Source organism: Arenicella xantha (assembly GCF_003315245.1).
Classification (GTDB): Bacteria; Pseudomonadota; Gammaproteobacteria; order Arenicellales; family Arenicellaceae; genus Arenicella; species Arenicella xantha.
Genome location: NZ_QNRT01000003.1, coordinates 157,956 through 169,515, shown reverse-complemented (window position 1 = coordinate 169,515; position 11,560 = coordinate 157,956). Strand labels below are relative to the sequence as shown.

At 47.7% G+C, this 11,560-nt stretch carries 8 protein-coding genes; 4 read left to right on the top strand and 4 right to left on the bottom strand.

Annotated features, from left to right (window positions below; translation table 11 throughout):
* Positions 1 to 335 precede the first annotated feature (335 nt).
* The gene (gap, locus tag DFR28_RS12685) at positions 336 to 1,367 is read right to left on the bottom strand and encodes a type I glyceraldehyde-3-phosphate dehydrogenase (RefSeq protein ID WP_113954742.1); all 1,032 of its coding nucleotides are present in this window, start codon (positions 1,365 to 1,367) and stop codon (positions 336 to 338) included.
* 391 nt (positions 1,368 to 1,758) lie between these two features.
* Between gap and hexR the strand changes: the two genes are divergently transcribed.
* Positions 1,759 to 2,613 (top strand): transcriptional regulator HexR, encoded by an 855-nt coding sequence (gene hexR / locus DFR28_RS12680; protein ID WP_113954741.1) that lies wholly within the window; start codon positions 1,759 to 1,761, stop codon positions 2,611 to 2,613.
* Between the two features lie 20 nt (positions 2,614 to 2,633).
* On the opposite strand, the gene DFR28_RS12675 is transcribed toward hexR, so the two are convergent.
* Both DFR28_RS12675 and DFR28_RS12670 read right to left on the bottom strand, forming a co-directional pair.
* The gene (locus tag DFR28_RS12675) at positions 2,634 to 4,136 is read right to left on the bottom strand and encodes a tryptophan halogenase family protein (protein WP_113954740.1); all 1,503 of its coding nucleotides are present in this window, start codon (positions 4,134 to 4,136) and stop codon (positions 2,634 to 2,636) included.
* Positions 4,137 to 4,292: 156 nt separating this feature from the next.
* Positions 4,293 to 7,085, bottom strand: a complete 2,793-nt coding sequence (locus tag DFR28_RS12670) for a TonB-dependent receptor (RefSeq protein WP_113954739.1) — start codon at positions 7,083 to 7,085, stop codon at positions 4,293 to 4,295.
* A gap of 386 nt (positions 7,086 to 7,471) precedes the next feature.
* Here DFR28_RS12670 and DFR28_RS12665 point away from each other — a divergent pair, with 386 nt between their 5' ends.
* Both DFR28_RS12665 and DFR28_RS12660 read left to right on the top strand, forming a co-directional pair.
* The gene (locus DFR28_RS12665) at positions 7,472 to 8,188 is read left to right on the top strand and encodes an RNA methyltransferase (protein WP_113954738.1); all 717 of its coding nucleotides are present in this window, start codon (positions 7,472 to 7,474) and stop codon (positions 8,186 to 8,188) included.
* A 216-nt stretch (positions 8,189 to 8,404) separates the two neighbouring features.
* Positions 8,405 to 9,112 carry a CsgG/HfaB family protein gene (locus tag DFR28_RS12660; protein WP_113954737.1) on the top strand — a complete coding sequence of 236 codons (708 nt, stop codon included), beginning with the start codon at positions 8,405 to 8,407 and terminating at the stop codon, positions 9,110 to 9,112.
* Positions 9,113 to 9,207: 95 nt separating this feature from the next.
* On the opposite strand, the gene DFR28_RS12655 is transcribed toward DFR28_RS12660, so the two are convergent.
* On the bottom strand, positions 9,208 to 10,401 hold the full coding sequence (locus DFR28_RS12655; RefSeq protein ID WP_113954736.1) for an alkane 1-monooxygenase: 1,194 nt from the start codon (positions 10,399 to 10,401) through the stop codon (positions 9,208 to 9,210).
* A 119-nt stretch (positions 10,402 to 10,520) separates the two neighbouring features.
* On the opposite strand from DFR28_RS12655, the gene DFR28_RS12650 reads away from it, so the two are divergent.
* Positions 10,521 to 11,552 (top strand): AraC family transcriptional regulator, encoded by a 1,032-nt coding sequence (locus tag DFR28_RS12650; protein ID WP_113954735.1) that lies wholly within the window; start codon positions 10,521 to 10,523, stop codon positions 11,550 to 11,552.
* The last annotated feature ends 8 nt before the right edge of the window (positions 11,553 to 11,560 follow it).

Sequence of the window (11,560 nt, the reverse complement as noted above, 5' to 3'; positions counted from 1 at the left end):
TCTTAGCCTCAAGTCGACGCTATCTGGAGCCGGCGCTATCTCGAGGCAACTCTATCTCGAGGCAACCACAGGAATAAGATCAACGGGCTAAGCGGATTCAACCACGCACTGAACGGGGCATCCCTCAGAGCTTGTAAAACTCTTATAAAACTCTTATAAAACTAAGTGAAATTTTTATTCTGAACGGAAAGAAAAACAGCATCCTTGCTAACAACACGTCCATTCCACGAAACTATTCAATAACTTTTCTACGATGCATCAGATCAATGTTGCACCGATTGCAAGGTTGCACCGATTGCAAGCGAGCCACATTAAGTCGCTAACTTGACTTGTCGCTAACTCGCTTTTGACAAAGCGACACCCGAACCTAATTCGAGCATCCGCGCGGCCGTATCAATCATGCGGTTTGAAAAACCCCATTCATTGTCGTACCACGCCAGCACTTTAACCATGTCGCCAAACACGCGAGTTTGAGTTACGTCAGCAATGCTAGAGGCAGGGTTGTGATTAAAATCACTTGAAACCAATGGCAAAGTGTTAACTCGGAAGATTCCGCCTTTAGATGCTTCAGCCGCATTTGTCAGAATCTCGTTGACCTCTTCTACTGTGGTATCACGCGAAAGTGTCACAGTAAGGTCGAGTAAACTCACATTCAGCGTAGGTACTCGAATTGATAAGCCATCGAGCTTGCCCGCTAACGCTGGAACTACCAAACCGATCGCCGCAGCGGCGCCAGTTTTAGATGGAATCATCGAATGCGCTGCTGCACGAGCACGACGCAAATCGGTGTGGTACACGTCATTCAAACGTTGATCATTAGTATATGAATGAACCGTATTGGCCAAACCTTTCTCAATGCCAATAGCATCATGCAATGCCTTCGCGATAGGGGCCAGGCAGTTAGTGGTGCATGACGCATTGGATACAATTTGGTGCTCGGATGTTAGAACGTCATCATTTACGCCGTAAACGACCGTTGCATCCATGTTTTTGCCCGGAGCCGAAACCAGCACCTTACTAGCGCCAGCGGTTAAATGCGCGCTAGCGTCATCGCGTGCAGTAAAAAAGCCGGTGCACTCCAATACTAGATCGACACCAAGCTCCGCCCATGGCAAGTTAGCTGGGTCACGCTCAGCAAGAACTTTAATACGATCACCGGCAACGACAAGGTGATCACCGTCAACGCTGACGTCTTGCGCAAACTCACCATGTACTGTGTCATATTTAAGTAGATGCGCATTGATCGCCGCTTCACCGAGATCATTGATCGCAACAACCTTTATCTGATCATTTTTTTGGTATTCATACATCGCACGCAACACATTGCGTCCAATTCTTCCGAAACCATTAATAGCGATTTTGTACATCCGTCTTCCTACTTTTAATCAATCAGTGCTGGGCATTCAGATTAACGAGAGAAAGTTTGACTGTTGGGTCGAACTTCGTTGTTAACCGGACACTCAGCTAAATTTAACGTTTGTCAGAGACCGACCTAAAGCAATCGATTACCAACATTCTAATTACCTGAAAATAGTAGCACATCCTGTAATATAATTACAATTTAAAGTGATAAATCCTTATTTTTTGTAATCTAACTACAATCCATGCAGTTCTCATCAAAATAAATTGAATCAGCTGAAGCGCGCTCGAACGGGAGCAAACTTTCAATTTTGACGCGTTAGGTCGACTTTTCCGTTATTATTGAAATTAAATTACAAAAACAAACTATTGCAGACAGGCACTCAAAGGGGAAGCAGCATGCAAGCAAAAGCATCTCTATTGCAGCTAATGAATAGCAGCACCATTCGGTTAAGCAAATCGGATAAAAAACTCGCCGCCATTATTCAAGCAGACCCTGCAGTGGTTATTCACCAATCGATCGCCGTGCTGGCCACAGCAGCCGATGTTAGCGAACCAACCGTCAACCGCTTTTGCCATAAGCTTGGCTGCGACGGCTACCCTGACTTTAAACTGAGGTTAGCCCAAGAAATATCATCCAACGGCCAACTTTTTGTCGATAATTTGAGTCGTGATGATGATAGCTCAATGGTGATCAAGAAGATCATGAGCTCAATTCAAGGCAGCATTCAATCGTTAGCGAATACCATCGATCCGACTGTTTTAGACGCATCGGCCGAGGCAATTGCTCAATGTAAGAGTGTCCACTTTTTTGGAATGGGCGCGTCCAGTTCAGTGGCCTTAGATGCCCAGCATAAATTCTTTCGCTTCGGTATGCCGGTCATTGCACACACCGACTATATCAATCAACGCATGGCTTGCTCGATGATGGACAGCAATGATGTCGCGGTGTTTATTTCATACACCGGTCGCACCGATGCGATGATCATCAACGCGGAACTAGCCAAACAATGTGGCGCGGTGGTAATTGGCATAACCGCTCAAACTTCGGTATTGGCAGCTCAATGCCAATATGTCCTGAATGCCGTTACCGCTGAAGACACCGACCTGTTTACGCCGATGACCTCGAGAATCATCCATCTCGCGGTCATCGACATGCTGGCAACCAGCGTCGCGCTCAAACTCGGCGACCGAGTAGAACGGAATATCAAAGCAATCAAGAAAAATTTGGCGGCAACACGAACCGATCGTTAACAAAATAAAGCGCTAGTTTGTCAAGATTTGCGATGAACTACATCCAGAAAATCTTGATGCAGCGGAAGCTTTTCAACAACTTGCTTGATGATCGACTTTACATTGCGGTGATACTCCGCTAATTGAGCCTCCGACATCGCATCCGCCAATGGATGATAGTCATTAGGCACAATCCCCTGCCCCAGCATTACCTGCTGCCACGCCACGTCCGAAAACAACGCTTCGGTCGGGTTGTAAACCTTGCCCGATTGGCGAAACAACTCGATCTTGTGTCGTAGGCCGTCGGGAATATCCATACTCCGGCACGCACGCCAAAACTCACTGTCCTCCCGCTCGGTCGCGTGATAGTGCAAAATGATAAAATCTCGAACGTGCTCTATCTCTTCAGCGGCTTGTCGGTTGTATTCGGCAACTTCAGTAGCTTTAATCCCAGCGTGTGGAAATAGTTTTAACAACCGAATCACCGCCGTCTGTATAAGGTGGATACTGGTTGACTCTAACGGCTCTAAGAACCCTGACGACAAGCCGATGGCGACACAGTTCTTATGCCACTGTGACGCGCGCCTACCGGCGGTAAATCTAAGCAGTCGCGGCTCAGTAATAGCCGCTCCGTCCAAACTATCCAGTAGGTATTGTCGAGCCTCTTCTTCGTGCATATGTTGGCTACTGAACACAATGCCATTACCGGTGCGCTTGGTTAATGGAATACGCCATCGCCAACCAGCGCTATGCGCAATAGATTGCGTATATGGCGGCACTGGCAAGCTTGCCTCAGATTGCACTGCCAGCGCTGAATCACACGGTAACCAATGACGCCAATCCTCGTACTCCACACCTAGTGTCTCACCGATCAACAACGCTCGAAAACCACTACAGTCAATGAATAAATCGCCGTCTACAGTGCGCCCATCATCAAGCACTAGGCTGGTAATGTCGCCACTCGCGGTATGCCGATCAACTTGCTTAACCTTGCCCTCTATACGAGTCACACCGGCTCGCTCACTCAATTCTCGCAGATAGTTAGCATAGAGGCCGGCATCAAAATGAAAGGCGTAAACCAAGCCTTGCATATCAGTCTTGGGAATATTGTCCAATAGCGCAAATTTTCCCTGCTTGGCCGCTTGGTAATTTAATGAATAGTCCCAGAAGTCACTACTGTAGCCAGCCTTCAAACCCCGCAACCAAAGCTGCTCAAAACCACAAAATGGGAAGTCTTTGCCAAGCTTTCCAAACGCGTGCATATATTTATGCCCCGGTTTGCGCCAATTTTCAAACTCTATACCAAGCTTGATTGTGGCATTTGTCTTAGCCATAAAATCCGCCTGATCAATACCTAGCGCTTGATTCAAAGTGAGAATCGGCGGAATAGTTGCCTCTCCGACCCCGACAGTGCCAATTTGATCTGACTCAACTAGAGTAACATTCAGCGTTTTACCGAGCATGCGTACTAGCAGCGCAGCGCTTATCCAGCCAGCTGTTCCACCGCCCACAATTACAACATTGTTAATGATTTTATCTGTCATGTATCTGCCCAATCGCCGCTGTTTTTAAGGCAGCATAACGAAGTAAAAAAACCCCTGCAAACAAAGTCCACAGGGGTTATCTATTGATTAAAGTTGGCGGTTGCGCGAGCGCATCAAAGCCTCTAGCTACCGACCAAACATCAGCATCATCATAGGTTAAAACTTATAACGAGCATTAATCAAGTAAGTACGACCATAGCGTTGGAAGTCAGTGACAAACCCATCACCGTTAATGGTTGAATAAGGTTCATCCGTCAAATTTTGAGCCTGGAACGAGAGCGCCAATCCTTCAAGCGCCTCTATGCCAGCCTCCCCAAAATCGTAACCAACTTGAGCGTCCCAAATCGTCGCGCCCTCGACCGTAGTGAACTCTCGGCTAAACGAAATACCGAAGCGCTCACCAAGGAAGTCTTGACGATCTCGAACACTAGCACGCGCACTGAAACCATTTTTCTCATAGAAAACCGTGGCGTTGATAATTTCCTCAGACAAGCCTGGCACCACGATTGGACCACCATCAATGGCTGAGTCTAACGAGCTATCAAGAAAAGACGCACTGACACTGACGCCAAAGCCATCTAGCGCTTCAGAAATCACATTACCAGGCAAGACACCAGTCAACTCAAAACCATCTATGCTGCCAGTTGTAGTATCAACCCAAGCTTTAACCACACCGCCCGTGTTGTTAACTACGCCGTCAGCACCGGGAGGAATAATGCCACTGAAATCTTCTAGAATTTCAGTCTGCTCTTGCCACGTTTTCAAGTCCTTATAGAAATAGGCAACAGCCACATAACCTTCATCGCTGAAATACCATTCGTAGCTCAAGTCAAATTGATCGGCCTCATTTGGGCGTAACTCTGGGTTTCCGCCTTCAGCCGAGAACGGAGGTAGTCCGACGGCATTCAATGCTGAATTAAAGTTATAACCGAAACCTGAATTCATTCGATCCATTCGTGAGCGTGAAATCGTACGCGCCAAACCTAGACGTAATTTCTGATTGTCGGATAGCTCAAGAGACATGTTTAAGCTTGGCAAAGTGTGGTCGTAATTCGCCCCCGCTTCACGTGGAGTTGCTACTGCAAAACCATTCTCACTTGTCACTGCATTACCGCGCGAACTTTGGTCAGTATCAACGTATTGAAGACCGAGATTACCGGTCAACGGCATGCCAGCTAGTTCAGTCGCAAAGTCAGCTTGAATAAATGCCGTAGTAATCTTCTCGGTGACGCTCCAACTATTAATCAAGCGATTGTTTGACGTTAAACTCTCATCCGTTTCGACATAAAAGCCGTCGTTGTATAAACCGAAAGAGTCATAGGACAGCATGCTGCCAAGCCCAAGAAATTCAAGCGACGTTGGAGCAACTTCATATCCACTTGGAACACCAGAACGATTTGGGTAGTCACGCAAGGTCAAAAAGAAGCCAGCATCGCGCTTCTCTTTGGTACGGTCTGTGTAATTAAGGCCAACCGAAACTTGAGTTAAAAATCCTTGATCAAAGTCCTTCGACAAATCAATACGAAATGCACTTAGCTCGTCGTCTACTTCGGGAATATTAATAAAACCATCTTGCCCATCAGCAGGAACCGTATTGCCATTACCCCAGCTAAGTGGGCCGCCCAATTGGATCAACGCTGGGTCCGCGTAGTTCAACTGATTGGTGAACGTGACACCTTCTTGCCCGTCCATGGTGAAGCCAAGCGTATCGGTTGCGCCAACGCCGGTTCCTCGACCGGTTCCAGAGTAGCTTTCAAGGCTCCAAACCGTTCGTTCCGTCTGCGATGAACTGGCATCCACTTCAAGGGTTAGCGAGTCACTCAGAGCATATTCGATGTTGACACCAAAGTTCTTCAAGGTAGCGTCACGTTGCTCGAAATCATTTCGCACAACGCCCATCACATTCGACAACGTTCCACTTGTAACAAAGCCATTATCAATCGTGCCCGGCGTGTAAACAGTGCCGAATCCACCGCCCCAAATTGCACCAGGAATTTCGATACCACGCAGAATTTTTTCGTCTAAGAAATCGATGTACAACGCATCTGCGGTGATCGACAATGCTTCATTAGGTTGAAATTGCACCACACCCATGAAGGTGTCGCGCTGCAAATTTGATGACCGAACAAATGGCTTAGCACCGCCCAACACACTGTTACCAGCATCATCAGTCGGGTAACCCCAAGCGTTCCAACGCTCTTCATTATTAGGTGATTCGAATGTCGACAATGCCAATGCTACACCAACGGTGTTGTCGGCGAATTGATCAATATAGGAGAAGGTGCCACGATAGCCTGTGTCTTCACCATCAGCATTTAAGTTCTTGAGGCTATTCTGTTCCGCTGAAATATTTATTGCCGCAACACTTTCAGTTCGATCAAGCGGACGTACGGTTTGTAGGTCAATAGTTCCGGCTATGCCCTGATTTACCAACGATGCTGTTGGCGTTTTGTAAACCGTAACAGCCGACATAATTTCGGATGGATATAAGTCAAACTGCACGCCACGATTGTCGTCGATTGAAACTTGTTCACGACCGTTAAACGTAGTAGTTGAAAAGTCTTCATTAAAACCACGCACGGAGATCGAACTAGCTCGACCATCAAGTCGTTGCGCAGCGAGGCCGGGCAAGCGCGCAATTGATTCGGCAATGCTCGAGTCTGGCAATTTACCGATATCTTCAGCACTAATAGACTCAACCACGACGTTTGAAAAACGCTTCTGATCGATCGAATCACGGATGCTCGCACGGAAGCCGGTCACAACCACCTCTTCCAACACATTATCAACTGCATCACTGCTCGCATCACTTTGCGCGAATGCCTGAGGTGCAGATACCCCAGCGATCGCCGCCGCAATGCACGCAGATAAGGTGGTTCGGTAGAACACCCCAGCACTAGACGCTTGCTGCTTGTCTAATGCTGTTTTTAGCCGGTTTGTCACTTTCATGATCTTCCTCTTTTATAATTCAATTTAATGATTTTGTAATAATCGCTTAACAATCGTATTTGAATGCCCTAATCCAAGGAAGCAGCTGCATACGTATTCATGACTCAAAGGAATATTCTGCATACGTATTCAGGAATATGGAGTGTCATCAAGTCAACACAAACAGCGCTAAAGCGACGCAGAAATCGACTTAAAAGAGGCCAATAACCGTGCATATAGGATGCGAGTCAAAGGAAGTGCATTGCGTATTGTGCGAACACATTTGATACTCTATCCCCGTTTACGGCGGCATAATACGCTACGTGGACTGTGAATATCCAACCACGACTAGCGAATCATCACCACTGAAGCGCCCTTTCAACTTAGCCAATGAACCTCCGCACAACATGCTTAAAAACGTAAGAATCATATTGGTAAGAACATTTCACCCGGGCAATATTGGGTCAGCCGCTCGCTCCATGAAAACCATGGGTTTGAGCGATTTATGCCTGGTTAACCCACGGGATTTTCCAGCTCAAGAGGCTGAAAAAATGGCCGCTGGTGCGACCGACTTATTGGCGTCAGCAACGATTAAGGATAGCCTTACCGAAGCCGTCGCTGATTGCACTGTCGTGATTGCCAGCACTGCCCGCCCACGTGGCTATGACTTGCCTGAACTTGACCCTGAAGCCGCCGCTGAGATGCTAACCAGTGCGGCTCAGCAGAGCCCAGTGGCATTAATCTTTGGACCGGAGCGGATGGGTTTACATAATGATGATATCCGTCACGCAAAATACCGGGTCACGATCCCAGCCAACCCCGAATACAGCTCACTAAATATGGCTGCTGCGGTACAAACTCTTAGCTACGAAATATATAAACGTCATCATACCGAGCAGTCAATCACACCGGAGACGCCAGCGAAATCTCTGCCGACTTCGGCTGAAGTAGAGATGCTCTTTGAGCATACTGAACAAGTTTTGCGAAAAATACAGTTCTTACGTCCGCATCAAGGCGAAACCATGCAACGCATTCGCCACCTTGTTACACGAGCGGAACCTGACGCTCTGGAACTGAACATTCTGCGCGGAATCCTAACCGCCATGGAGAAGAATATTAAGTAGCACCCTTAAGCTATTACACACGGCCATTTGGCCCGTTGTAGTCAGGAGCGTTAGGTGAAATGATCATTCATCACTGGCAGCGCTATCATCTATCTAGGGGATATCGCAGGCACAGAACTGCTGCTAGTATAGAATCACATCGGACTCGCACCCGAGCAATAGCAGCGGGTCCGCATCCACCATCAACACTAAACAAAAAGTGGGGAGTACCAAACCATGAAATTTATCAAGATACTAGCGTTGCTGCTGGTCACCACCTTGTTCACCAACGCCGCTCACGCCGACAAGCCAACCATGGCCGTATTAGACTTTCGTAATAACACTAACGCCGGCTGGTGGGGCAGCAGTGTTGGCCGAGAGTTAGGCGGCATGCTCACCAACGAACTCGCTAGCGGCAAGAAATTCCGCATGATCGAGCGCCAAAAATTAGCATCTGTATTAGGCGAACAGGACCTTGCTGCTTCGGGACGAGTTAGCGGTGGTCAAGCCGCTAAAATGGGCAAAATGGTTGGCGCACAATACTTAGTTACTGCCACAGTCAGTTCATTTGAGTCCAATGTGAATTCAACAGGTGGCGGCATATCCTTTAAAGGTGTGTCACTCGGCGGAAAAAGTAAAAAAGCATATATTGCGGTGGATCTGCGCGTCGTAGATTCGACCACCGGTGAGATTGTCGACACACGTACCGTTGAGGCGCGCTCTGGCGGTCTTGGCATGAGCATCGGCCTTAGCCGCGGCGGTTTTGGTGGCGCACTGGCCAACGAGAAGAAAACTCCGGCAGGCAAAGCAATTCGAGCTGTAATTGCAGAAATATCTGGATACCTTGAATGCTCAATGGTCACCAAAGGCAAATGCCTTAAAAAATACGAAGCCAAAGAACGCAAGCGTAGAGAAGGTTTGAGCAAAGGAATCGACTTAGATTAGTAGCATCTAAGGCTAAGAATAGAATTAAGAAGGCAAAAAAAGAAAGCCCCGATATCAATCGGGGCTTTTTTTATTTGGCAATGAGTCCGATCGCACTACGCCGTCGTCGGACCCGCGCTAGCCCATCGGGCTCGTATCTTTGCTTCGTTCTTAGGGTCGATATTGACCTTACTCAAATCGCCATTGATATGCGCAATAGCCATCAAGCGTTTATCCATCACGCGATACCAAAGTGGCGGCCAGTAAGCTAATGCATACATGCCTGAGTAGCCAGATGGGAGTTCTGGTAAGTTTTCAAAACTGCGGAGACTTTGGTAGCTGCGACTTGGATTCGCATGATGATCGGAATGACGCTCCAGTTGGAACAAGAGTAAATTACTGAAAATGTGATTGGCATTCCAAGAATGATGCGGTTGGCACCTCTCATAACGACCGTTGGGCTTTTTCTCCCGAAGCAGTCCGTAATGTTCAATATAGTTAGCGCTGGTTAATTGAAACCAAGCAGTGGCGTTGTGTAACACAAAAAAGATGATTAACAACGGCCCGAACAAAAGTATCAAAGCGCCTTGATAAACCAACGTCAACGCGTACGACTGTAAAATGTGATTATCCAAGCTCCAAACGCGCTTACCGCGACGTTCTAAACGCGCGGCTTCGGCTCTCCAACCACGCTTAGCCGCACCAGGGATTTCACGCAGCATGAATCGATAGATCGATTCACCCATTCTTGAACTCGCAGGATCCTCGGGGGTAGACACGTCACGATGATGCCCCAAATTGTGTTCGATGCAAAAATGACCGTAGCCTGTCACCGCTAAAGTAATTCGAGATAACAAACGCTCTAATTTGGTGTTTTTGTGTCCGATCTCGTGTGCGGTATTGATGCTCATTCCGCTGTACATACCCATAACAATCGAGAACGCAATAAAGAACCCAAGCGGTAGCGTATACGTTCCAACTAACCAAGCGCCAGCGATGACCGCAATGAAATGTGCTGGCACCGAGGCGATCAACAGATAGCGGTAATAAGGATCGGCATCCAATTGCGGCACAATCTCTTCAGGAGGGTTAGTGCGGTCGGTTCCCATCAAAAAGTCCACCAAGGGAATAAGGCCGAACGAAACGGCCAACGGTAGTACTAGAACCCATGGATTCTCAGTCCATACGTAAGCCGCAATAATCGGCAATGGCATCAATGTGAACAAAATTGCACTAGTCCACAACCAGCGCTTTTTATCACGAAACTCAATGCGACCTTTTTCAGGGTGATCAATTGTATAAACGGTCATAGCTCCTCCAAATGTGTTGAATCACTATACCTCGCTTGCAGAATCACCGGAATTTCACTAAGTGACAATCTTATTGTCATTAATTGCCAAGCATGTGCGCGAGATGATATCTTAGTCGAATGTCCGCCCCTCCCTATCTGGCTTCAACTTATTTGCGTGTACTCCATGCCGACAGCCACTTAATGGGGGTTCTCAACACCATCTTCGGCGAGCGGGCATCGTCCCTACTGAGTTCTGAATACGTTACATTAGACGATATCAAGTTGGTCTTCGAGATGTGCGCTGCGCATGGTTTGGACTCGTGGGTATTGCGCTATGGCGACCACATCTCGGTTGGAAGCCACGGTCCGTTAGGATTCGCCGTACTCAGCGCACCCAACCTTAACGTTGCCTTGCGCGTCTTGACTGACTTCGCCATTACTCGGACCTCAACCTACCGAAGTGAGCTGAGGCGGCATGATAATCGACTTGACTTCATATCCATTGACCAGACCGAAGATCCCTTAGTTGGCCGATGGCTTATCGAGACCTGCTTTAGCGTAGCACAACGCCTAATTGAAACGATCATGGCACATCCGCTCGGCAACAATGCGGTGATCTCCTTTGCATACCCTAAACCCGCCTATGCGAAACAACTCGAGACGTTTTATCGCGTCCGTTGTGAATTCGATGCTCCGCACAATCGGCTAAGCATCCCAGCCTCCTGGGCGCAAATTGTCTCGCCACTATCAGACCCTGACACGTTTAAGAGTAACCTTGCAAAATGCCAAGAAATCAAACTAAAACATTTAGGCGACCAAGATATAGCCGAGTCCATTCGCTTATCGCTTGATCAGCACTTTAGCGCCAGAGCAAATGGGTCTTGCCATACGTCAGAGCTACCCGATTTAGCACAACTATCAAATAACCACCATGTATCTAAGCGAACCTTGGCACGCAAACTCAATGAACGTCAGCAAAGCTATAAAAAATTATTGTGCGAAGTACGACAACAACACGCGATCAATATGCTGCAGAACACTCACCTTACCATCGCTGATATCGCCGCTGTTCTAAACTACCAAGAACCCGCCAATTTCATTCGAGCGTTCAAATCGTGGTTTAATATGAGCCCAACAAGTTGGCGGCGAGGCCAATCAGAGTCCAAGTAGGTTGCCCA